Origin of the sequence: Dyadobacter psychrotolerans (assembly GCF_004349265.1) — a bacterium.
GTDB lineage: Bacteria > Bacteroidota > Bacteroidia > Cytophagales > Spirosomataceae > Dyadobacter > Dyadobacter psychrotolerans.
Genome location: NZ_SMFL01000011.1, coordinates 250221 through 274699, shown reverse-complemented (window position 1 = coordinate 274699; position 24479 = coordinate 250221). Strand labels below are relative to the sequence as shown.

Genomic DNA, 24479 nt, shown 5'->3' with positions numbered 1-24479 from the left:
TTGAAGGTAGGTTGCATACGCGTTACGCACCCGTACGACGGTGACATTGCTGCCCCCTCGCCTTGCATGTATTAAGCCTGCCGCTAGCGTTCATCCTGAGCCAGGATCAAACTCTCCATTGTAAATTTTGTTGTGACCTCTATTCCGAAAAATAGGATCGAATCTTCTTAAACAAATATCTTCTTGCTCTCTTCATCATGTCAAAGAACTCTGCTCTGGTCTTCCAGAACTCGTTGCGCTGATCGTTTTCAGCGCCGTACTACCCGATTGGGAGTGCAAAAGTGCAGCATTTATTTTTAGATTGCAAATGTTCAAGGAAAGTATTTTGAAAGTTTTTTTGAAATATTTTCTAACAAGCTCAAAGTGAGTAAAATATACCCCAAAATTCTTTTGAAGTTTTTTTGAAAGTAATAGAAGGTCTTTCTGAAACTAGAGAAAAAAGTAATTAATCGGCTTTATAAGCCCCTGAATACTTCTTCCGGTCGCTACATCAAACTAAACACCAGCCAGCAGATCAGAATCAAGTGTACAACCGCAAAGCCTTTGGCAAGCAGCCCCCACGTACCCGACAATATTTGTCGGTTCCTGAAAAAACAAAGACCTGCAGCAGCGCTCATCACAATGTCTAGTAAGGTAAGCAAAAGTGCATCTGCCACAAATCCGGGATATCTGTACAGATAAGCTTGCTTCGCCTGATCCAAACTTAATGAAGTATCACTGCAAATAACCCACCATAAGACCAGATTATAGAAAACCATGATCGTTAGAACCAAACCGAAGAGAAATAAGGGAAGTATCCTTTTCATATATATATATGTTAGGTGGGAAGTAAGTAAGCGTTTTCTACTACCTGTTTATATATATCCATGATATAAACGAGCCTTGGGTGTAGCAGTGATTCGCCGAGATTAAAATACGGTTAAAAATATTTCACGTATAGCGATCCAAATCTCTCTCATTGTCGTAAGTCACCATGTCATTCTATACTCATCTAATTATTCTGACTTATGAGAATTTTCAACCTTCGCACGATCCGAACGAAATCTGTTTGGGCCCTTGTTCTAGTTTCGCTTGGCTTTCAGGCTTGCCAGGATCACCGTATGCCTCCTCCGCAGATTGAGCTTCCGGATCAGATTTTCTACGCATTGACGGATAACAATGTAATTTATGAACTAAATGTCAGGAACTCAGCATCACCCGTTCGAACTATTACAGTTAGCGAGGGTTTGGATACAGGAGATAAACTGATAGGGATTGATTTCAGACCAGCAACCGGACAGCTTTATGCAGTTGGTAAAAACAGCCGCCTTTATAACATCAATTTAAACAATGCAAACAAACCAGGTCTTGCAACGCTTATCGGCGGAGCGGCATTTGGTCCTGCTATTATGGCAACAGCTGTTGGCTTTGATTTTAATCCAACCGTCGACCGTATCCGTTTTGTTACAAATACAGGCCAGAACCTACGTCTTCATCCGGAAACAGGCGCACTCGCTGCAACAGATGGCAGTTTAAATGGCGTGCCTAGTCCAAGTGTAGGTGCAGTAGCTTACACAAACAGCTTTTCGGGCACAACAACAACAGCCCTTTTTGACATTGATCCTATTGCTGATAAACTTTACTTCCAAAAAGATCCAAACGGAGGTGTTCTTGAGGCCGTTGGCCCACTTGGTCTTGACATTACAGAAGTAGGTGGTTTTGACATTGCTCCTTTTAAAACTGCTGCCGGAAAAGATTATGCAATAGCATCAGTTCTTTTCAATGGAGCGTGGGAACTTGATTACGTAGATATTATGACGGGTAAGCTACAAAAATTAGGGACCCTGCCTGCCGGTAACATTATTGGCATTGCAATACCTTCGCCAGTTGCTTATGCTTTAAGCGCAACAGATAAATTATTAATTTTCAATCCGTTAAGTACGAATATATCCGTTATTGAAAGGACAATCTCCGGCCTACCTATGGGCGTAACTTTAGAAGGCATAGATTTCCGTCCTGCTGATGCCACTATTTACGGGCTTGGCAGTGATAGTAAATTGTACACTATAAACACACTTACAGGAGCTGTTACTTTTAAATCTACACTATCAGTACCTCTGAGCGGCGGGGTGGATGCAAGTTACGGAGTTGATTTTAACCCGTTTGCTAATCTTCTTCGCGTTGTAAGTAACACAGGACAAAATCTAAGGATTAATGTGGATACCGGAGTAACCATGGTTGATACACCCCTAACTTTCTCCGGAACTTCAAAAGGTGTAAACGGTGCTGCTTATACAAACAGCAATGTTGGCTTAACTGTTGCAGGACAGACGATGCTGTTTGATATAGACAGTCAATCAAACAAACTATACAAGCAGGATCCAATGCCAAATACAGGTGTACTGGCAGAAGTTGGTAACCTTGGTGTAACTATTGATAAAGCTAATGGTTTTGACATTGGTGGTATTTCAGGATTAGGTTATAGTTTGCTTACCGTTGGCGGCACAAGCGGACTTTACGGAATTAACCTGACGAACGGAGCTGCAACAAAAATCTCAAACTTTCCAGCAGGAGTTAAAGGATTTGCACTTGGCTTCAACCTATAAGAAAAACTAAACACACCTATATATAGAAGCAGCCCCAAACCCGGGGCTGCTTTTTGTTTTTTGTTCAAAATTCTGTGTGCCCGAATAATAAACGATATCGTGTAAGTTCGCCTTGATAATCAATTATAATGATGGGATTCCATTGGTTTTCACCTGAACAAATGGATCGTTCTTCGGTAAAAGCTTTATATAAGAGCTATCCAGTGTACAATCCAGGCTTCCAATACCTTCAATATCGTCAAATGTGATATTCGCATTTGCAAGCTTCTGAAGAATTGACTCATCAATATTTTTAAACTGATCGCTCCAGCCGCTGCCAGGATCACCACACAGGGTTAGCAGTTTACCCGATGGGTAATAGTTCAGTATAAACCGTCCATTTTTTTTTGAGACTACCTCATAATATTCTTTATTTGAAGCTACCTTTCCGTATGTATAATATTGATAAAGATCAAGCAACGCCTTTTCTCTCTGCTCTGTTCTGCTTCCATCATTTACGTACAATGTATTTACAACCGGGTCCACATCATCCGAACATGATTGAAGACCAAAACTTATAAAAAACAATAAGATGAGTGGTTTTTTCATAATGAATCAATTTGGGTGAATTAATTTTGACAAAAATGTGCTTATAGACTATGGTTCAATATGCACTAGATGCTCGTTTGGACTATACATATTATTATACAGGTTGTTCCATGTATTATCATTGTCACCGCCATGCCAATTTAAAATGTCAACCATTTCATGTCGTCCGCTGGAATTAGCTCTGCTCATCATGGTATTAATTATTTCCTGCTCATCCGGCATCTTTCTTAGGAAGCCGATCCCCCACTTGGTGTTTATTTCCATCCATTGCCTGGCTGACATGTTGTTGTGTAGGTCCATTGCAGCTTTTCTATTTTTAATTTGGTTTCCGTTATCGTCCATCTCATGCTTAGATGTACCATCCTGAACAAAGTCAATTGCCTGATTTTCATTCGTCGGTACTCCTTTTAGAATATAGCGAATTGCTAACGCATTCCATACTGAATGTTTAAATGCATTACCTTTTCGATCATCGTCCTCAGAATAATACGCATTGAGCGTTAAACTATCGGCGTAATTGGCAGCAGCACGATAACGTTCAGCGTAGGCAGGATTCGAGATCAAATGATTTCTCTCAGGAACGGTTAAACTGGATGGAGAAATTCCTGCTACTCTGCCATTTCCCTTATCGTTCTGTTCGAAATATATGACATCATCAACAACATCTTTTTTGCACAATGTATTGTAATATTCAAATATCAGCTCGACCTTAGACAAAGCTTGTTCTTTCGTAGTGATACCTGGAAAATCTTTAAATATTCGATTGAGATCGTTCTCTGAAATATCCTGATCATAATTTACTTTCGGATAATTTTTAAGATTCGCTTCCAATATATTTGATAACTCATTTCCATCTATAACTTTTTCGTCTCCGCTAATCCTTCCAGTCTTGCTCCCTGACATTTTTGCATAATATAAATCAAAGTCCTCAGCCGATTGACTAAATAAACCCTTAGGGAAATTTGTCGGTACAACGACTTTTTCTCCTTTAAACTCAAATATTTCGGCTTCCATCCGAACAGATTGTTCTGGTATCTCCGTGTCACAAGCGATAAAGTTCAACGCAAAAAGCAATAACAAATGCGATTTTCTTAAAGTAAAGTTCACAAATTTGTACTGTTTGAATTGTGAAGAATGATTTAAACAACTTATCGAACGTCTCGCTTACCAGGCTTCCAAACTTGTGGCGGAGCGTTCTTTTGCAAATGTAAAGCAACAGATTACATTAAAATCAGATTAAGATCAGAAAATAGTCCTACTCGGATCTAAAATATTTCTACGTCAATTACAATCTCCTCAGATTACTTTTTAGCGCGTAAACGGCTGAGAGTTGTAGGATCAATATTCAGAAAGGATGCCTGGATATTGACGGATAACCGGCCTTTTAATCCAGGATAGGTATTTTCAAACATTTCAAAGCGGGCTGCCGCATCACGAAGATTACACATTTGCACACGCAAGTCAGCCATAGCTAAGGGATCTTCAAAAAGTGCCTGCGCAACAGTGGGATGTGATGTCCTGATCGCCAGATAATGATCGTACGAAAGGCTGTATAACTTGCATGGTTCAAGAGCTTCAATGTAATACTGCGAAGGGACCTGATGCAGATGGCTGCGAATGTCTGTAAGAATCCCTCCTTCCGGAACGATCCAGTTTGTTATCTCACGTATCAGTTTTTCTTTAGTACCGGCAGTCCTTGTGCGTTTATTTTCTTCTACCTGATAAAAAGCACGGAGAGAACCACTGCCGATCAGCCAGGCGGGCGGGAACATCACTCCAGGAACCAACAGCATGATGCCCCTGGGTACAGTGGCAGGAATAAAATAATGAAGAATAGATTTTAATTGATCTCCAGGTAACCGGGTGAGCTGCGTTAGGGTGTGTAGTAAACCTTCCATTTAGTGTGAAATAAAATGTAAATACATTCATTTTTCACAAAGTTGAGTTGCGTATACCTTTTTGAACAGGCTGTGCAATAACATAAAAAATTTGATCAGATACAATTAATTGTATACGGGTAAAGTATTTTCAGATTGACATTGACTACATCTCGCCCGGAAGCAACACAAAAAGGCCCTCACTTTCCAGCTAGGGCCTCTCGTTATATAATATTAACATTCATTCTCAGCTTCCGCAGGCTTCGCAGCTTTCCGGATCATCCAGAGAACATTGCATATCTGACAGATTATCACGCGGTGCTGCCGGCTTGGTATGCTCCTCAGCATACTGAACATAGTTTAACTCTTTCTCAGCAACAACTGCAGTTGCTGGTTCAAGCTGTGGTTCTGCCTGTTTGCTAAGCGTAAACTGTACAGGATCAGAAGCCGCACGGGTACGCAGGTAATACATACCGGTTTTCAGTCCTTTTTTCCAGGCATAAAAATGCATCGATGTAAGCTTACCGAAATTTGCTTCTTCCATAAAGATATTCAGCGACTGAGACTGGCAAATAAATGCACCACGGTCGGCAGACATATCCAGCAGACTGCGTTGTTTAATTTCCCAGGCTGTTTTATACAAATCTTTAATATGCTGTGGAATACCCGGAATTGGCTGAATCGATCCGCTGGCACGTACCAGGTTATTTTTCATTTCTTCATTCCACAAACCAAGTTTCACAAGGTCTTTAAGAAGGAATTTATTTACAACCACAAATTCTCCTGAAAGAACGCGTCTTACATATATATTGGAAGTAAACGGTTCAAAACATTCGTTGTTTCCAAGAATCTGGCTTGTAGATGCGGTTGGCATCGGAGCAAGCAACAATGAATTGCGTACACCATTTTGAACAACCTCTTTTCTCAATTTCTCCCAGTCCCAGCGATTGCTTTCCGGCTTCACGTTCCACATATCAAACTGGAAAATTCCCTGTGAAATCGGGCTGCCTGCCCAGGTTTCGTAAGGGCCGTTTTTAATTGCCAGTTCCATCGACGATTCCATTGCACCGTAATAGATCGTTTCGAAAATATCTTTATTCAGCTGGCGTGCCTCATCGGAATCAAATGGCATCCGAAGCATACAGAATGCATCGGCCAATCCCTGCACACCAATTCCGATCGGACGGTGACGTTTATTGCTTTTTTCAGCTTCGGGAACCGGATAGTAATTCAGGTCGATAATCTTGTTGAGGTTACGCGTAATCACTTTCGTAATCTCATACAACTTCTGGTGGTCAAAACGCATGAAACCGTCTTTACCCATTTCAACAAATTTAGGCAATGCAATTGATGCAAGGTTACAAACTGCTACCTCATCAGGAGCCGTGTACTCAATAATTTCTGTACAAAGGTTTGAAGACTTTATTGTACCTAAATTTTTCTGGTTAGACTTACTGTTCGCGTGATCCTTGTACAACATATAAGGTGTACCGGTTTCAATCTGCGACTCCATAATTGCAAACCAAAGATCCTGCGCCTTGATTGTTTTACGCGCTTTTCCTTCCAGTTCATACCTTTCGTACAGCTTTTCAAAGTCTGCACTGTGTGTATCGGAAAGTCCGGGGCACTCGTGCGGATCAAAAAGTGACCAGGTATCATTGGCCTCAACGCGTTTCATGAAAAGATCCGGAATCCATAATGCATAGAACAAGTCACGAGCACGCTGCTCTTCTTTACCATGATTCTTTTTCAAATCAAGGAAATCAAAGATATCTGCATGCCAGGGTTCCATATATATGGCAAACGAACCTTTCCGTTTTCCGCCTCCCTGGTCCACGTATCTTGCTGTATCATTAAAAACACGAAGCATCGGTACAATTCCGTTTGACTGTCCGTTGGTTCCTTTAATATAAGATCCTGTTGCACGTACATCATGGATACTCAAACCAATTCCACCAGCAGATTGAGATATCATTGCGCAGCTTTTAAGCGTATCATAAATACCGCTGATGCTGTCTTCTTTCATTGTCAAAAGGAAGCATGACGACATCTGAGGTTTAGGTGTACCTGCGTTAAACAATGTCGGCGTTGCGTGGGTAAACCATTTCTCCGAAAGCAAATGGTAAGTTTCAACCGCTGCCTGCACATCGTCATGGTGAATTCCTACGGCAACACGCATGAGCATATGCTGCGGACGTTCAACGATTTTACCTTCAACCTTGAGAAGATAAGATTTCTCTAATGTTTTGTAACCGAAATAATCATAAGCGTAATCGCGGTCATATATAATAGTGGAGTCAAAAAGGGATGCATTCTGGCGGATTACGTCATAAACCTCTTTCGAAATTAAAGACGCATTTTCACCTGTTTTAGAATCTACGTAGGTATAAAGACGTTTCATCGTTGCCGAAAACGACTTCAATGTGTTTTTATGGAGATTTGAGATCGCCACACGCGCAGCCAAAATCGCATAGTCAGGATGCTTGGTGGTCATCGACGCTGCTGTTTCTGCTGCCAGGTTATCCAGTTCCGCAGTGGTTACACCGTCATAAATACCGGATACAACTTTCTTTGCTACTTCAACAGGCTGGACATAATTTGAATCAAGACCATAGCTCAGTTTCTCTATGCGGGCAGTCACCTTATCGAATTTCACGGATTCGCGGCGGCCGTCACGCTTTATGACGTACATAGACATATAATGTGATGTTTTTTTATGAAGTTAGTGATGTTAACAGGGGGAATCTTGATGAAGACTTATCCTTTAATTTTTGTTGAAGTAACGCTAAAAAAACCAAAAATACAACCAGCATTCTAGTCTGTTTTTTTAACTTATTCATATAATACAAATTAACAAATTGTTAAAATTCTAATTACAAGGATGTTACTGTAAGCCATTCCTAAACAGAGTCATCTGAAGAAAATTTAAAAAATTATTTAACGGCTAAATAATCAGGTAAATTTATTTTTTTGTAAACTTTTTTACTTATATAAAATCCTTCCGAACTGAATTACAGATTATTAACCAATTTTATTTGTAAACTTTTTAAAACCGACCATCGACGACAGTTTTTCAAAAATAATATTCAGCTTCAAAAGTATGTTATGCAACCGATGTGCTTTTGGGGCTTAATGCCGTATATTCAGGCTCCTATTCACTACCAGCAATCATGACTTTAACAAAGAACCTGACCACAAGGAGAACTTTCCTTAAAACGACCGCCGGAACAGTTGCCGGACTCACCGCCTTCTCATCTGCGATGGCAGGAAAACTGATCAGCCTGGAAAGCCCGCCGGTTTCCAAAATTTCCCTTGGTGTGTTTGCTTCTTACGACCACGCGCAATACCTGCGGGGATTGGGATGCTCCTACATCGAAGAGTCGGTTGGAGGCTTTCTTATTCCAAAAGAAGGCGACACACGTTTCGGGCAGAACCTTGATTCACTTCATAGTCTTAAGTTTCCGATCTGGTCATATGTCATTTTACTTCCGGGTGAACTGAAAACCCTGGGTCCTGATGCAAATCATGATGCCATTCTTAAGCGTACAGAGCTTGCATTAAAAAGAGCAAAAGAATGCGGATCACAATATATCGTTTTCGGAAGCGGTGGATCAAGAATCATTCCTGCCGGCTATGACCGGGAAAAGGCGAAACAGCAGCACATAGATGTAACCAGGAAAATGGCGCCACTCGCGGAAAAATATGATATAACTATCGCCGTTGAGCCACTTAACCGGGGAGAAACCAATTTTATAAATAGTTTGGCTGAAGGCGTTGAGATTGTTGAAGCGGTAAAAAGTACACATGTGAGATTGCTATGCGATATCTATCACATGCTTAAAGAAGACGAATCTCCGGATGAAATTGTCAAATATGGCAAACACATTGTTCATTGCCATATTGCAGAAAAACAGGACAGAACGCCTCCGGGAGTAAAAGGAGACGATTTCCGCCCTTATCTGCGTGCTTTAAAAAAGATCGGATACAACGGCGGCCTTTCTATTGAATGTTTTAAATATACCGACTTTGACAGCGAAATCAAAACCGGCATTGAAGTCCTTAAAAAGCAGATACTTGAAGCTTAAAAATATCCATAGATTAAAATATAAAAATATAACTACCTGATAGTTGCGTCACTAAATTAAAATAATTACTTTTGCAATCCTTTTTGAAGATTGTATCGAAACACATAATACCATATACCAATGAAAAAAGATACTCATCCCAACTATAGAGACGTTGTTTTCTGGGATCTATCAAGCGATTTTAAATTTATTACGCGCTCAACTATAGAAACTAGCGAAAACATTACCTGGGAAGATGGAAAGTCTTATCCTGTGTATAAAGTAGAGGTTTCTTCTATGTCACACCCTTTTTATACAGGTAAAAATGTACTTGTAGATACAGCAGGACGTGTTGACAAGTTCAGAAAACGTTACGGATCAAAAGAAGCATAATTGGATTTAAGGTTAATATCAGCAATTCGTTTTTGATAACCTTACCTACAACTTATAAATCTTGAAAAGAAGCAGTCTCTAAGCGAAAGCTTAAAAGAGACTGCTTCTTTTTTGTGCCCTACCAAAAAATGGCCGAACTTTGAACGCACATACTACAATCCACTTATGCCAAGTATTATTCTGTTCGACGACCCGATTCTTCGGACACAGCTTTTACCTTTTACCTATACCAGGCCGGTTGCATCCATCCGCTGCGGAATCGATACCATTGCTGAAAAGTGGAATACCCGGTTTAAAACAACATCGTCTTTTCTGACCCGGCCCTATTTACAGAAATCCTTTCCGCTGCTGACAACAGACAATAACATTTTTATCAACGGCGCTTTGTGTCCTGATAAATTGTTGCTGGAAACGATAACCAATCTTCCAGGCGAAACTATTCTGTATTCCCCGCAAGAAGAAATTCTGGCCGTTAAAACCTCATCTGGAGATTGGTCAGCGGAAAGAGAAACAAATTTTTATCGTGTTGATTACAGTGAAGCGTTTGTTATGATCCGCCATGTCTGGGATATCTTTACAAATAATGGCGCTCAGATCAAATCCGATTTTGATCTTTTGGCTGCTTCCCGTAAATCAGAACTACTTCAGGATCCGTACACACGCTGTTATAATCCGGAAAATATATTTATTGAACCCGGAGCAAATATTAAAGCAGCAATCCTGAATGCAGAAAACGGCCCGATTTATATCGGCAAAAACACAACCATTCAGGAAGGAGCAGCCATACAGGGGCCCTTTGCCATGGGAGAAGGTTCAGTGATTGCTCAAAATGCGAAGATTAGAATGAATACTTCCATTGGGCCATTTTGTAAAATCGGGGGTGAAGTGGGCGGTTCTGTTATATTTGGATATAGTAATAAAGGGCACGACGGTTATCTGGGCAATTCGGTTCTTGGCGAATGGTGTAATCTGGGTGCCAACACGAACAATTCCAACTTAAAAAATGATCACACCAATGTAAAACTGCATAGCTACGTCTCCGATAAACTTGAAGATACCGGTTTACAGTTTTGCGGCCTGTTCATGGGTGATTATTCTAAAGCAGGAATATCCACCATGTTTAATACAGGAACCGTCGTCGGGGTGAATGTGAATGTTTTTGGTGCCGGATTTCAAAACAAACATGTGCCGTCTTTTTCATGGGGCGGAAAAGCAGAGGGAATTACAGAATACAGATTTGAGAAAGGATTGGAAGTAGCAAAAGACACGGTCAGCCGGCGGGGAATTTTGTTTGATGACAATCGTGTTTCTGTTTTAAAGCAAGTATTTGAACAAACAAAACCGCAAAGGGAGGCTGATTCAAAAATTAAAAGCTAAAATATGATAGCTTAAGAGCAGAATTGTTAAACGATAACCGTTTCACGGGGCCATCACAAGTAAATTTTAAATAATAAAAGTGCTTTTCAAAGATATTCCGGGACTGGAAAATATAAAATCGACATTGAGGCGCTCGGTACAAACCAGTCACCTCGCTCATGCACAGCTGTTTGATGGTGCTCTGGGTGGAGCAGGACTGGCGCTGGCATTGGCTTTCGCTACTTATATAAACTGCGAAAACCGGACCGAAGAAGATGCATGCGGGGTTTGTGCTTCATGCACTAAAATGAACAAACTGATTCATCCGGACTTTCACTTCATCTTTCCGATAGCAACATCAAAAAAAATTGATGGCAAAACGAGCGAAGCTTTTTTGACATACTGGCGCTCTTTTTTGTTAGAGAATCCATACCGGGTTTTGCCTGAGTGGCTGGACTATATTAATGCAGAAAATAAACAAGGCAACATTTCGGTAGAAGAAGCGCGCGGAATCCTGCGTAAACTTTCTGTTAAATCTTATGAAGGTGAATATAAAATTCTCCTGATCTGGAAGCCTGATATCATGAATGCTTCCTCTTCCAATGCCTTACTTAAAATCCTGGAAGAGCCTCCTTATAAAACGCTGTTCCTGCTTGTCAGCGATCAGTCGGACCGCCTTCTTACTACTATCATTTCCCGGACGCAGCGCGTTGCCGTACCTGCTTTTTCTGATGCTGATGTTCGTGAATTTTTAAAAAAGCAGTCTGTAAGCGAAAATATAGCCAATCAGATCACCTATCTATGCGACGGTAATTTGTCCGAAGCACTGCATCTTGTAAAAGAAACAGAAGATAACCGCTCCGAATGGTTCATTGAATGGATGCGTGCCTGTTACAAATATGACGTAACTTTTCTGGTCAGGCTTGCGGATAGTTTTGATGTAATGAACAAAGAGAAACAAAAAGGCCTGCTGGATTATGCGCTCAGATTGTTTCGGGACATGCTCGTTTGGAGTCATGGTGCGGGAGAGCTATTGCGGGTTCCGCAGGAAGAACTTACTTTCGTACAGAACTTTTCCAAGGCAGTAAATATGGAATCGCTCGAAAATATGGTCCAGGAAGTGAATACGGCTTTTTACCATATTGAAAGAAATGTAAGGGCAAAGATGGTTTTTCTGGATCTTTCACTTACTGTAGCACATTTCTTTCAACGCAGATAAGCGATACATTCTGCTGACCGTTTGGAGTTTGATCATTCCTATAAAAACATCTGAACCACAGTAAGAATCCCGTTATGGAAATCATTGGCGCAACTGACATCGTGGATTTACCTGAACTGGGCTGGTACAAAGTTCCTGTTCGGGTCGATTCGGGCGCTACCACTTCTTCTATTCATTGTTCAAAAGTTCAGTTAATTGAAGAAAACGGAGAGTCAATCTTATGCTTCTATCTGGATGCAAAACGGGGAGCGCCTCAGCAATCTTTTTTGGTAAAAGAATTTAAGGAAACTGTAATCCGGAATTCTTCTGGTAAAGAGGAAAAACGTTATGTGATCAAAACCTCAATTAAACTTTTTGGCCGGAAAATCCGGACTGAATTCACACTGGCCAATCGCCGGAAGATGAGTTACCCCATACTTCTTGGCCGTAAATTGCTTAAAAACCGATTTGTCATCGACGTTTCTAAAAAAGATTTGTCCGCTGACCAAAACAAAAGCAATACGAGCCATGAAACAATCAGGCGAAAATCGAAACATGATTTCGACGCTCCGCCACTCTCTTAAATTATCCGGAATATATGAAAATCGCCGTATTATCTACCAATCCTGAACTTTACTCAACAAGACGACTGGTAGAGGCAATAAAGCAAAAGGGCCATCAGGCCGTAGTGATCGACCATGTCAAATGTTTTGTCATGATTGAGGGAGGAAAACCTTCAATCGTTTATAAAGGCAAAACCATTACCGGCATTGACGCTGTCATTCCCAGGATCGGTACCTCAGTAAATGCTTTTGGCTGTGCAGTTGTGCGGCAATTTGAATTGATGAAAGTATTTACAACCGTCAAATCCCAGGCAATATTACGTTCACGGGATAAACTCAGAAGTATGCAGGTCCTGGCAAAATCAGGTGTTGGCATTCCGAAAACGGTTTTTGCCAAAAATCCTGCACAGGTTACCGAGCTGATCCATCATGTAGGAGGCCCGCCAGTTATTATCAAACTTCTTGAAGGAACACAGGGCGTGGGCGTTGTATTGGCCGAAACTATTAAAGCCGCCAAATCCACCATCGAGGCATTTTATGGCCTTCGGGCTAATTTTTTAATACAGGAATATATTGCAGAATCAAAAGGTGCGGACATTCGTGCTTTTGTCATCGGCAATAAAGTAGTTGCCGCTATGAAACGCCAGGGAGCCGACGGAGACTTCCGGTCCAATCTGCACCGGGGAGGTGAAGGATTCCGGATCGAGCTTTCACCGGAAGAAGAGCACACAGCCATCGCGGCCGCAAAAGCATTAGGTGTTAAAATTGCCGGTGTGGATTTGCTCCAATCGGCAAGAGGTCCTTTGGTTATGGAAGTAAATTCGTCGCCTGGTTTAAGAGGGATTGAGGAAATCAGCGGAATTGACGTAGCATCTCTGATTGTCGCTTACATTGAGGATAAAATTGTGACGGATGAGGGTGATACGGTTGGCGTTTAAAGTTGCTTAGGATATTAAACATTCGTAACCAACTTGGTAACAATTTTTATCTTTGTGCTGTTATGAGAATAATTGCAACCCGGAATTTGAGAGCCTACGGAGAAATTTACCCTCTGGCAAAACAATCTCTGCTGGCATGGAATCAGGAAGTTGAAAGAGCGAACTGGAATTCTCCCAATGAATTGAAAATTCACTATCGTAATGCCTCAATTCTGAATAACAAAAGAGTAGTTTTTAATATACATGGTAATTCATACAGGCTTATTGTAGATATTGAATTTCGGCTAAAAATTGTTTTTATTATCTGGTTTGGTACACACAAAGAGTACGACCAGATTGACGCTAAAAAGATTGAATATGGTAGCTCCAATAAAAAATGATGGTCAATATGAATATGCATTACAGCGGATTTATTTGTTAATGCAGGAAGAGGTTATTCCCGACTCAGCCTTATCTGATGAGCTTGAACTCTTATCAATTGTGGCTAAGGATTATGAAAGCGTCCACTATCCTACTCCAAAGCCAACTCCGTTAGAAGCTATCAGATTCAGGCTGGATCAATTGGGAATGACGGAAAAAGAGCTCTCAGAAATCCTTGGGAACCGCTCACGTAAGTCCGAAATTTTATCCGGAAAAAGAAAACTAAGTCTGGGAATGATAAGAAAACTGAATGAAAAATTACAAATTCCGGCAGAGGTGCTGATACAAGCCTATTGAATTTAACCTCTTAGTGAAAAACTATTAAACTCTTTCTCAGGAGTAACAAAAATCATGCAAATAAAAATAGGAACACGCGGCAGTAAACTTGCTCTCTGGCAGGCATATTATATTGAAGATCTTTTGCAGCAGGGCGGAATTGAAACTGAAATTGTCATTATTGAAACAAAGGGCGACAAAATACTGGACCGCTCCCTGTCAAAAATTGGAAGCAAAGGTGTTTTCACCCAGGAACTTGAAGATCAGCTTAGAAACGGATCCATTGATATTGCAGTTCATAGTGCAAAAGATCTGCAGTCGGATCTGGATGCAGATTTCGAAATTTCAGCTTTTACGGAAAGGGAACGCGCAAATGATGTGCTGGTAAGCCATAATTCAGGTTTGTCGCTAAAAAGCGGAGAATCGTTTGTTGTGGGTACTTCTTCAACGCGCCGGATTGCCATATTAAAACATTTTTATCCGCATATCAAAACGGTTGATATGCGCGGAAATTTGCAGACCCGGCTAAGGAAACTGGAAGAAGGTCATTGTGATGCTCTGCTTCTGGCTTATGCCGGAGTTCACCGTATGGAGTACGATGATAAAATAGCGGAGTATCTGCTTTTAGAGGAATTCACACCGGCTGTTGGTCAGGGAAGTGTTGCTGTGGAAAACGCTGTTTCCTTATCTGAAGGCAAAAAGGCGATTCTCAAAAACCTGCTAAGCCATATTCCGACAGAGACCTGTTTACGTGCGGAAAGGGCGTTTTTGAACCGGTTACACGGAGGATGCAGCATTCCTGTATTCGGCTTGGCCACTTTAAATGAGGATGAAATTACAATTACCGGCGGTATTATCAGTCTGGATGGAAAAGAAATGATCCGCAGGAATATAAGCGGCATAGCCACATCAGCCGAAGAACTTGGTTACGCGCTGGCAGATGAACTCATTGAAGCAGGAGCTGACAGAATTCTAAGCGAGATCAGAAGCGCACAGGTTCAGTTCTGAATTTTATCTTAATAAAAGCCCATAAAAAAACCTCTCCGATGTGAAGAGGTTTTTTTATGGGCTTAGGAAAATCAGTTATTCGGAATGTTCGGTTTCACCGGAGCTGTTGTCGAATCTGGTTTCACCGGTGTTACAGGAAGAACAGGTCTTGCTGTTGAATCAACCGGCACTGACGTCGAATCCGGTTTGACTGGCGAAACAGGAAGTACTGGTCTGGCAGTAGAGTCAACAGGCGTTGCAGTTGAGTCTGTTTTTACCGGCACAGAGGGTATCAATGTTTTAGAAGTTGAGTCAACAGTAGTCGGTGTAACAGGCATTGCAGTACGTGCTGGTCTGGCTGCGCTATCCGGTCTCATCATTCCTGCACCTTGTCCGGCAGGTCTTCCGGTTGCTCCGGCAGGTCTTGCAGATGGAACTGATACTGCAGGCGTTGCCTGTTGTGCTCCGCCGCCACCGTTACCTGCATCCATTCCGCCGCCGCCATCGCTTTTCATATCGTCATTGTTCACCGATTTTTTTCTTCTTGTTTTCGTTTCAACGAAGGTCATTTTACCTAAACGGTAAGAGAAGTTAATTCTGAATCCTCGGTTATACAGGAAGTTGGTATTGTTCTGAGTGAATTGAGGCGTTTCCAGGCTTGTTTTCATTTTGAAAGAAGGAGCCAGGAAGTTTTCCATTCCAAATCCTATACTTCCTCTTTTGTTTGTAAAATCCTTTTTCACACCAAGGTCGTACATTCTGAAACCAGCCTGCGTTCCCTGAAGCTGAACTTCACGCCCTCTTAGGAAACCACCTGCCTGCAATCCCCATCCTTTTTTCAGGGTAAGGCCCGTTCTGAAACGACCGCTGACAACGATACCGTCGTTACTTGAATTGGTACCTTTGTTAACAAGATTTGCATAATAGGCATCAAAACCTCCACCAACCTGCCATCTTTTAAACAGAGTCAGGTTACCGAAAATGTTTGCACCATAGTTTTGTTTCTCTCCGATATTACCATAAGTTGTACTGATAACCCCGTCCGCGCTTGTGCTACGGATACTTTCAATCGAATTGTTAGTAAAACGGGCAAAAGTAGAAACATTAACGTAAAGCGAGTTCTTGAAGAAACTGGTCCCCAATTCAACCTGGTCGGTTAACTCAGGATCCAGTTCAGGATTACCAAAGCTAATGTTTGTAGGGTTAGAAGAGTTTACGTTCGGATTCAGGAACTGAATACCGGGACGCTGCAAACGACGATTGTAACCAAGTTTAATCGTTTGGCCTTTTCCAAAAGTTTGTGAAAGGTTAAGACTCGGAACCAAATTGCCATAGGCAGGAAGATTCAGGTTTGACCTCTGCTCACCCTGCACAGCATCTATACTGGTATACTCGTATCTTGATCCAACCTTAACAGTAAACTTGCTTTTTGTTGTGAATGTGTAGGAGAAATAACCCGCAGCAACATTCTGATCGTAATCCAAAGCGCTGTTTGGACGTGAAGCAATCAAACCACCGTACTGAATATTACTTACCACCTGACGGAAAATTCCTTTACCACCCACCTCAAGCATTTGATTATCGCTGATCGGCGTTTGGTAATCCATCTGGATCGTGCTTTCCTGGTTATGGCTGCTATTGTCGTTCGACTCTGTTCCTACCAGTTCTTTGATTTGTGCAGTTGTCAAATTAAACACATCTGCATCATAATCATTGGTTCTGTTATTACGGCTATACTGTGCCGATACACTCAGTTCCTGTTGTGGTTTAGCCAACGTTCTGATATAGTCAACATTTAAATCCCAGGTTCCTGAAAGGTCCTTTGAATTAACATCCCTGAAGCTGTTTCTGACCGTACCGTTACTCTGTGTATTGAAAGTACTAAGCTGCTGGGAATTTCTTGCGTTTCTCATTCCGTAACGGGCATTGGCAGAAAGAGAAGTTTTTGAATCGATTTCGTAATCCCATCCGAAGTTATAAGAACCAAAAGAGCTTTTGTTATCCGACTCGCTCATCTGGCGAATAGAGAATTTGTCGATTTTACCAACCTGAAGGTTTTCAGATTTACCAGGCATGTTGTAGTTGAAACGGCCAAAACCACCCAAGCTGAATCCCATTTTACCTTGTCTGTAATTTCCTCTCAATCCAAGATTGGAACCACGGTTACCAATACCTGTGTCTACATTCAATGTTCCACCCTGTATTGTGCTCTTTTTAGTAATGATGTTAATGATACCTGCCGATCCCTCTGCATCATATTTTGCCGAAGGCGAAGTAATAACCTCAACAGATTTAATCATATCTGCCGGAATTTGCCTTAATGCATCAGCAACGCTGGTAGCAATAATTGTCGAAGGCTTGTTATTGATAAGCACCCGCACGTTAGAGCTACCTCTAAGTGACACATTACCATCCAGATCCACAGTAAGCATTGGTACTTTTTTCATTACATCCGAAGCATCACCACCTTTACTGGTAATGTCTTTCTCTGCATTGTAAACCAGCCTGTCCACTTTCTCTTCGATCATCTGGGCCATGCCTACAACTTCAACTTCGTTAAGTTGCACAACATCTCCGGAAAGCATAACGGAGCCTAAATCCAGTTCCGTTTTTTTGTCGATCTTGATATTATTGATCGTTTTGGTTTTATAACCAATAAAGGAAATAAGAATTTTAAAGTTACCTGATGCTACTTTGGTAAGTGTAAACTCACCTTTTTCATCAGTTGTAGTTCCGTCTATCGGGTTATTGGTTTTTATATCAACCAGAGAAAGTGCTGCGAATTCAACAGGCTTTTTTGATACGGAATCAATCAAAATACCTTTTATTCTGCCGTTTCCTTTTGGTGCATCTTCTGCTGTTCCTGGTATAACCGTCTGACGCTGTCTGTCACGTCCGAAATCGCCGCCGCCACCTCCGCGGTTTCCGCCACCACCTCCGCCGCCGCCAAACTGTGCGTATGAAGTAGAAACCAGTGCTAACATAAATAGCAGGGTTGTAAATAGTTTCATCATTTTCATGGAATTCATCAAAAAATAGTAAAATACAATTTCAAAATAAATACCTATTCAGCACTTCTCTAAACCGATTAGATGGAAAGGTAGGATGCACCGATCAAAAGGGCATTTCATCCGATGAACGGTTGGAAGTGATTCCCTGCTCTGGTCACTTTATATAAAGATTGTGAAACCGACGTTTTGATGGATTACTCATTGTGTCCGTCATTTTACTTCATAGATCATAAATGCTATACTGTCGACGTTTAAAGGATATTGATCGATTTGACCAAACACTTTGAATTTTAACCCGTAAGATTGTAATTGCAAATCATGTTATTTTTGCTGTAAACACTATTTGGATGGATTCCCGTAAGGTTAGAAAGTACCCGCCATTATTTCTTCATTTATTAGGCTGGAGTTTTTTGGGCCTGTTTTTGATGTGGCAGCCACTAAGCTGGCAGATCCAGCTGCCAGCCACCTTCTGGATTAAGCAGGCGGTTCTTTACTTTATGCTGGTCTGCATATTTTATGTGAATGTATATTTTTGGTTTCCAAGGTATCTTGCCAGAAACAAGTATCTCAAATTTATACTGTTCAACATTGCTTCGGTTATTATGCTGGCTGTTATTATTGAGCAGGTCCAAACGGCCATAAACCACAGGGACTATATGGACAAGGCATGGAAAGCTGCACATGATGACATGACCCGTCCAAAAAAGAAAAAAGATAAACTCGACTATTTTGCCTTATTGACTGCTCTGATTGTGATTGGTATCAGCACCAGTGTGGCTGCCGTTCAAAATGTACAGCGAGATAAACAATACCGTCAGGATCTGGAACAGGAAAAAATCAATTCAGAACTATCATTTCTTAAAGCCCAGATCAATCCGCATTTCTTTTTTAATACACTCAATAATATTTATGCGCTGACGGTCATCGATGTCGAAGCAGCGCAGCAGGCATTGCATAAACTTTCCCGTTTAATGCGTTACGTATTGTATGAAACTCAGCACGGAACAGTACTCCTGAGCCAGGAAATTGCGTTTGCACAGGATTACATTCAGCTCATGCAGCTTCGCCTTACCGACAAAGTTACAGTTCACCTCTCACCGCCGGATCCTCTTCATGATGTGCCGATTGCACCCATGTTATTTTTGCCTTTTATTGAAAATGCGTTCAAGCATGGGGTAAGCGCCGTTGAAAAAAGCAGAATTGATATACAGATCCGCCAGGAGCAGCACAAGATTTTTGTGGAAGTAAAAAACACGTTATTCACAGATAAGAGAACGGTACTGGATGAAAGTAACGGCATTGGTATCAGCAACACGCAGCGCCGCCTGGATTTGCTTTACCCGGGAAAATATTCTCTTGAGATGAATGAGAATAAAGAGGAAAAAGAATTTGAAGTACACCTGGAATTAGAGACTGCATGAGTCAATTAACCTGCATTGCCGTAGACGACGAACCGTTAGCATTAGGACTTGTTGCCTCGTTTATTGATAAAACCCCGTTTTTGAAATTAGTTGGTCGTTTTTCCAGCGCAGTGGAAGCCCTGGAAGTTGTTCATCAGCAGGAAATTGACGTTATTTTTCTGGACATACAAATGCCGGACCTAACCGGTATTGAGCTTGCAAGAGTTATTGAAGCATCCGGCACTCGCGGCCCACGTATCATTTTCACTACTGCCTTTAATCAATATGCGTTGGATGGCTTTCGGGTGGATGCGCTGGATTATCTTCTGAAACCTTTTAATTATGAAGAATTTCTCCGGGCTGCTTCTAAAGCAAAAGCATATGTCGAGCTTGTTCAGAAAGCTGCTGCAGGAGCCGTTGCCGAAGTTAAAGACGAATATCTATTTTTAAAGGTAGAGTACCAGCTTGTACGTATAGCTTACGAAGACATTCTGTATATGGAGGGACTGAAAGATTATGTCAAAGTACACTTAAAGTCAGATTCCAAACCAATACTTTCTCTTACCAGTTTAAAAGCGCTGGAAGAGAAACTGCCACCTTCCCGCTTTATGCGCATACATCGTTCCTTTATTGTCAACCTCGACAAAATTGCTGCTGTAACCCGGAATTCTATTCAAATCGGTGCCACGACAATTCCTGTCAGTGATCAATACAAAGAAATCTTCAATCAGTTTTTAAGTAAGTGGATGTAACAATTTGAGCTAGGTTTGCAAAAGGGATTTGCTATTTTAGCAAAAAGTGTTTGAATTTATGAGGACCAAAACTGCCCTTTTTCTCTCCTTACTCGTTAATCTTATTTTTGCAGCCATCTTTATTGTTGTCGGATTCATTTACCGTGACAAACTTTTCCAGGGATTTGTAACTGCGAAAGGAGATCCAAAGATCGTCATGTTTGGAAACTCCATAACCGCACAGGGTAAATGGGTGGAGCTGCTTGGCCGAACGGATGTATTAACAAGAACCCTTCCAGGTCAGTACATATCATTTTCTTCAGGCTATTAAGCCAATGGTTATTGACTTACATCCTGAGATCTGTTTCGTTATGGGTGGCATCAATGACATCACAGTCGGGGTTTCGCCCGAAAAAATAGAAGCCAATTATAAAGCAATTCTCGAAACGCTGGATAAAAATAAAATTACACCCGTCGTAACATCAACTTTATATGAACAAAACGATACGGTCAGTCAAAAACAGGTGACCCGGCTCAACGGCTTTCTTGCATATTACTGCCAGGTTAATAAAATCGAGTTCATTGACCTGAACAAATTTTTAGCCGATTCAACCGGTTTAAAAGCCGAATATGCGGTTGATAAGACGCATCTGAATGAAAAAGCCTATAAGATATGGGCAAAGGAGATCGCGGAAGTGCTGGAGAGGAAAAAACTTTAACTCAATACTTAAGCAAAAAGGCTGCCTTCTTTATGGAAAGCAGCCCTTTTCAGTTTACTATAAATCCTAAACGTTTACCTGGTTCATCACCTCAGTTTGTTTACGGATTGATTCCATATGAACAAGTTTAAACAACTCGTCAACCAGGTTTGGATACAGATTAAGGCTTTTGCCCCATCCTGCGCGCGTTTCCAAAACTTCACGGAAACGGTCAACCTGATAAGCTGCAACGTTGTTATCACGTTTGTATTCAGCAAGTCTTTCAACCAACGACATACGTGCTGCAAGATTTTCAAGCAATTCACGATCCAGATGATCTATTTTACCACGCACAACTTCCAGCTGAGACTGGTAATCGCTGCCGTAAGATTCTTTACGAACGTGAAGGTCATGCAGCATCTGTCCCAAAGCCGCAGGAGTTAGCTGCTGAGAAGCATCCGACCATGCTTTGTCCGGCTCACGGTGTGACTCGATGATCAAACCATCATAGTTCAAATCAAGCGCACGCTGAGCTAATTCGTACAAATAAGCACGTTTTCCAGCCATGTGGCTTGGGTCACCGATGATCGGAAGTTCAGGCAATAATGTTTTCAATTCAATCGCAATGTTCCACATCGGAGAATTGCGGAATTTTGTTTCCTGTGCATTAGAAAACCCACGGTGAATTGCACCCAGTTTTTTAACACCAGCCTGGTTCAAACGCTCAAGCGCGCCGATCCATAGCTGTAAATCAGGATTCACCGGATTTTTAACCAAAACAGGTACATCGACACCTTTCAGCGCATCTGCAAGTTCCTGAACGTTAAAAGGATTAACGGTTGTACGTGCACCAATCCAAAGAATGTCTACATCGTATTTCAACGCCAGTTCGATATGTTGCGGATTTGCAACTTCCACGGCAACCGGCATTCCTGTTTCTTTTCTCACTGCCTGCAGCCATGGCAAAGCAGCTTCACCCATACCTTCAAAACTACCGGGACGTGTTCTTGGTTTCCAAATTCCCGCACGGATTACGTGCGCAAATCCTTCCTCTTTGATCTGGGTTGCGGTTTCTAACATTTGTTCCTCGGTCTCTGCGCTGCAAGGCCCGGCGATAATCAAAGGTTTCCCTTCGGTATTGATCCAACTGCTTAGCGGAAGGATATCTAAAGAAGCATTCATATTCAAAAACTGTCCTTGGTAAAAAATAGATAATGGTAATATTTCGAATTTGTGTTATGCGTATTTCAGGGATTGACGTACATTTGATGTTAAAAAGTCAATTTACTTCTCAATACATATTACTTTTATTTCAATGATTGTATTCGGATTGTCGGATTTGCATTCATGAAAAACTCTCACAAAAATGGCATACCCTTTACCAAAAGACAAAATACCTGTATTTTTTGAAGATACCTTAGTCGCATTCGCATCGAAATCAGATGCTCAGCTTCGCAAAACTTACTGGTTATTCAGCCTCATGAATCAGGCTCGAGTGGTAAATTTAGGCACTTTTTTTATAAAGCTTGCACTAAAGCTTCACTTACCTATAAAAAATCTTATTCGTATTACGATTTTTGAACAATTCTGTGGGGGTGAGACGATTAGGGATTGTGACTCAACCATTACTTCCCTGGGTAATTCAGGCATTGGTACCATCCTTGACTATTCGGTAGAAGGCGAAGATAACGAAAGCAGTTTTGATACAACTACTAATGAAATCCTGAATACGATCAACAAGGCAGCTCAGTCGGGCAATATTCCCTTTTCTGTATTTAAAGTTACCGGCATAGCCTCTTCTGAACTTCTCGAGAAGGTGCAGCGCAAAGATGAACTGTCAGAAAATGAGAAAGAGGCCTATGCGAAAGTGAAAGAAAGGGTAGAACGTTTGTGCAGCCATGCTTTCAAAATGAACGTCAGGATTTTTGTTGATGCAGAAGAAAGCTGGGTACAGGGCGTCATTGACGACCTGGCTTATGAAATGATGGAAAAATTTAATAAAGAAAAGGCCATTGTTTATAACACCTATCAGCTTTACAGACACGAAACACTTGATGCGCTGAAGGGGGCTTATCTGAAAGCCCGTCAAAGAGGTTATATACTGGGTGGAAAGCTCGTACGTGGTGCTTATATGGAAAAGGAAAGGCTTCGTGCACGTGAAAATGAATATTTCAACCCTATTCATGTAAGCAAGGATGCAACCGACAATGACTATAATTCAGCCATTGACTTTTGTATCGAAAATCTGAATCACATTTCAGTTTGCCTGGGTACCCACAATGAATACAGCTGCCAGTACTGCGCTTTAAAAATGAACAAACTCGGTATCGACAAAAAGGATAGCCGTATCTGGTTTGCGCAGCTCTTAGGTATGAGTGATAACATTTCCTTCAATCTTGCAAAGAGCGGGTATAATGTTGCCAAATATGTCCCTTACGGGCCAATTAGCGCTGTGATGCCATATCTGATCAGAAGAGCTGAAGAAAATACCTCTATTGCCGGACAAAGCAGCCGTGAATTTCTTCTTGTACGAAGTGAATTGAAGCGGCGGGGAATCAGTTCTTTATAACTATCTTATTAATTTAGCGTTCTAATTGCTAAATATTTATCCATTCGGAATGAATCAATCAAAAAACCCAGTACCATATCTGCTTTTTAGTTTTCTGCTGATCGCTGTCGATCAGGTATCTAAGCTTTTGGTACACAAATATATGGAACCCGGCTTTTCCGGCCAGATTGCACTCATCGGAAACTGGTTTAAATTACACTATGTACTCAATCCGGGAATGGCTTTCGGCATGCAGCTGGGCCATGAATACGGAAAATTGTTCCTGACGCTTTTCAGACTTGTGGCCATGTTTGCTATTGGCTGGTATCTTGTTCACCTGGCAAGAGCCGGTGCTGCCAAGGGCCTTCTTTGGGCGCTTTCTATGATCCTGGCTGGTGCAGTTGGAAATGTGATCGACAGTACATTCTACGGAGTGTTTCTGGATAATGCTCCCTATGGATCTCCAACGCCATGGTTTCACGGCCAGGTTATCGATATGATCTTTGTGGATTTCTGGGAAGGTTTTATACCCGATTGGGTTCCCGTTTGGGGCGGACAATACTATTCCACTCCGATTTTCAACATTGCAGACTCTTGCATCTTCCTTGGCGTTTGCAGCATTTTAATCTTTCAGGGTAGCTTCCATCCACATGACCGCGAAGAAGAACCTATCCCTGAACAACATCAGTATGATTCAGAAGACGAGCCGACTCAGGAACTTTATACCGCACCTGCTGATACAACAGAAGTAACCGATACTCCATCCCCGACGGTTGAGCCGGAAGAGGATGAAAACAAAAAAGAGAACATCTAGTTCTCTTTTTTGTTTTTTATATTTTTCAATTC

Annotated in this window: 23 protein-coding genes and 1 rRNA gene; 16 read left to right on the top strand and 8 right to left on the bottom strand. The window is 41.5% G+C overall.

Annotated elements, in window-relative coordinates; genetic code table 11:
• Together E0F88_RS25360 and E0F88_RS25355 are read right to left on the bottom strand one after the other, a co-directional pair.
• Positions 1-122, bottom strand: a 16S ribosomal RNA gene (locus E0F88_RS25360); the annotation flags it as partial.
• Positions 123-485: 363 nt separating this feature from the next.
• Positions 486-806: a hypothetical protein gene (locus E0F88_RS25355; protein WP_131961076.1), complete on the bottom strand. Its 321-nt coding sequence runs from the start codon at positions 804-806 to the stop codon at positions 486-488.
• Positions 807-1007: 201 nt separating this feature from the next.
• Between E0F88_RS25355 and E0F88_RS25350 the strand changes: the two genes are divergently transcribed.
• Positions 1008-2585 (top strand): DUF4394 domain-containing protein, encoded by a 1578-nt coding sequence (locus E0F88_RS25350; protein WP_131961075.1) that lies wholly within the window; start codon positions 1008-1010, stop codon positions 2583-2585.
• 123 nt (positions 2586-2708) lie between these two features.
• Here E0F88_RS25350 and E0F88_RS25345 read toward each other — a convergent pair whose 3' ends face one another.
• From E0F88_RS25345 to E0F88_RS25330, 4 genes are all read right to left on the bottom strand, one after another.
• Positions 2709-3173 (bottom strand): hypothetical protein, encoded by a 465-nt coding sequence (locus E0F88_RS25345; RefSeq protein WP_131961074.1) that lies wholly within the window; start codon positions 3171-3173, stop codon positions 2709-2711.
• A gap of 48 nt (positions 3174-3221) precedes the next feature.
• Entirely contained in the window at positions 3222-4280 is a 1059-nt protein-coding gene (locus E0F88_RS25340) for a DUF6973 domain-containing protein (RefSeq protein ID WP_131961073.1), read from the bottom strand.
• A gap of 194 nt (positions 4281-4474) precedes the next feature.
• Positions 4475-5071 (bottom strand): Crp/Fnr family transcriptional regulator, encoded by a 597-nt coding sequence (locus E0F88_RS25335; RefSeq protein WP_131961072.1) that lies wholly within the window; start codon positions 5069-5071, stop codon positions 4475-4477.
• A 226-nt stretch (positions 5072-5297) separates the two neighbouring features.
• Entirely contained in the window at positions 5298-7742 is a 2445-nt protein-coding gene (locus E0F88_RS25330) for a ribonucleoside-diphosphate reductase subunit alpha (protein ID WP_131961094.1), read from the bottom strand.
• A gap of 478 nt (positions 7743-8220) precedes the next feature.
• Between E0F88_RS25330 and E0F88_RS25325 the strand changes: the two genes are divergently transcribed.
• From E0F88_RS25325 to hemC, 9 genes are all read left to right on the top strand, one after another.
• On the top strand, positions 8221-9135 hold the full coding sequence (locus tag E0F88_RS25325; RefSeq protein WP_131961071.1) for a sugar phosphate isomerase/epimerase family protein: 915 nt from the start codon (positions 8221-8223) through the stop codon (positions 9133-9135).
• A 120-nt stretch (positions 9136-9255) separates the two neighbouring features.
• On the top strand, positions 9256-9507 hold the full coding sequence (locus E0F88_RS25320) for a type B 50S ribosomal protein L31 (protein ID WP_131961070.1): 252 nt from the start codon (positions 9256-9258) through the stop codon (positions 9505-9507).
• Positions 9508-9672: 165 nt separating this feature from the next.
• Entirely contained in the window at positions 9673-10884 is a 1212-nt protein-coding gene (locus E0F88_RS25315) for a putative sugar nucleotidyl transferase (RefSeq protein ID WP_131961069.1), read from the top strand.
• A 79-nt stretch (positions 10885-10963) separates the two neighbouring features.
• Positions 10964-12082, top strand: a complete 1119-nt coding sequence (locus E0F88_RS25310; protein ID WP_131961068.1) for a DNA polymerase III subunit — start codon at positions 10964-10966, stop codon at positions 12080-12082.
• 74 nt (positions 12083-12156) lie between these two features.
• Positions 12157-12645, top strand: coding sequence for an ATP-dependent zinc protease family protein (locus E0F88_RS25305; RefSeq protein WP_131961067.1), 489 nt, complete (start codon positions 12157-12159; stop codon positions 12643-12645).
• A 14-nt stretch (positions 12646-12659) separates the two neighbouring features.
• The gene (gene rimK / locus E0F88_RS25300) at positions 12660-13562 is read left to right on the top strand and encodes a 30S ribosomal protein S6--L-glutamate ligase (protein ID WP_131961066.1); all 903 of its coding nucleotides are present in this window, start codon (positions 12660-12662) and stop codon (positions 13560-13562) included.
• 62 nt (positions 13563-13624) lie between these two features.
• Complete coding sequence (locus tag E0F88_RS25295) at positions 13625-13942, top strand: type II toxin-antitoxin system HigB family toxin (RefSeq protein WP_131961065.1); 318 nt, start codon at positions 13625-13627, stop codon at positions 13940-13942.
• Positions 13920-14279 (top strand): helix-turn-helix domain-containing protein, encoded by a 360-nt coding sequence (locus tag E0F88_RS25290; RefSeq protein ID WP_131961064.1) that lies wholly within the window; start codon positions 13920-13922, stop codon positions 14277-14279. Before E0F88_RS25295 ends, E0F88_RS25290 begins: the two co-directional genes overlap by 23 nt.
• A gap of 54 nt (positions 14280-14333) precedes the next feature.
• Positions 14334-15266, top strand: coding sequence for a hydroxymethylbilane synthase (gene hemC / locus E0F88_RS25285; RefSeq protein ID WP_131961063.1), 933 nt, complete (start codon positions 14334-14336; stop codon positions 15264-15266).
• A gap of 71 nt (positions 15267-15337) precedes the next feature.
• Here the strand turns inward: hemC and E0F88_RS25280 are convergent, their stop codons facing one another.
• Positions 15338-18259, bottom strand: a complete 2922-nt coding sequence (locus E0F88_RS25280) for a TonB-dependent receptor (protein ID WP_310589734.1) — start codon at positions 18257-18259, stop codon at positions 15338-15340.
• Positions 18260-18603: 344 nt separating this feature from the next.
• Here E0F88_RS25280 and E0F88_RS25275 point away from each other — a divergent pair, with 344 nt between their 5' ends.
• From E0F88_RS25275 to E0F88_RS34370, 4 genes are read left to right on the top strand one after another with little or no spacing between them, the layout of a single operon-like run.
• A complete protein-coding gene (locus E0F88_RS25275; protein ID WP_131961062.1) occupies positions 18604-19677 on the top strand; it encodes a sensor histidine kinase in 1074 nt (357 codons plus the stop codon).
• A complete protein-coding gene (locus tag E0F88_RS25270; protein ID WP_131961061.1) occupies positions 19674-20408 on the top strand; it encodes a LytR/AlgR family response regulator transcription factor in 735 nt (244 codons plus the stop codon). Before E0F88_RS25275 ends, E0F88_RS25270 begins: the two co-directional genes overlap by 4 nt.
• Before the next feature lie 58 nt (positions 20409-20466).
• Complete coding sequence (locus tag E0F88_RS34375) at positions 20467-20718, top strand: hypothetical protein (RefSeq protein ID WP_229213913.1); 252 nt, start codon at positions 20467-20469, stop codon at positions 20716-20718.
• A 4-nt stretch (positions 20719-20722) separates the two neighbouring features.
• Positions 20723-21106: a GDSL-type esterase/lipase family protein gene (locus E0F88_RS34370; protein ID WP_229213912.1), complete on the top strand. Its 384-nt coding sequence runs from the start codon at positions 20723-20725 to the stop codon at positions 21104-21106.
• 66 nt (positions 21107-21172) lie between these two features.
• On the opposite strand, the gene E0F88_RS25260 is transcribed toward E0F88_RS34370, so the two are convergent.
• Positions 21173-22267, bottom strand: coding sequence for a chorismate mutase (locus E0F88_RS25260; RefSeq protein ID WP_131961060.1), 1095 nt, complete (start codon positions 22265-22267; stop codon positions 21173-21175).
• Between the two features lie 184 nt (positions 22268-22451).
• Here E0F88_RS25260 and E0F88_RS25255 point away from each other — a divergent pair, with 184 nt between their 5' ends.
• Together E0F88_RS25255 and E0F88_RS25250 are read left to right on the top strand one after the other, a co-directional pair.
• On the top strand, positions 22452-23654 hold the full coding sequence (locus E0F88_RS25255; protein WP_131961059.1) for a proline dehydrogenase family protein: 1203 nt from the start codon (positions 22452-22454) through the stop codon (positions 23652-23654).
• Positions 23655-23703: 49 nt separating this feature from the next.
• Positions 23704-24447 (top strand): lipoprotein signal peptidase, encoded by a 744-nt coding sequence (locus E0F88_RS25250; RefSeq protein WP_131961058.1) that lies wholly within the window; start codon positions 23704-23706, stop codon positions 24445-24447.
• Positions 24448-24479: the final 32 nt, after the last annotated feature.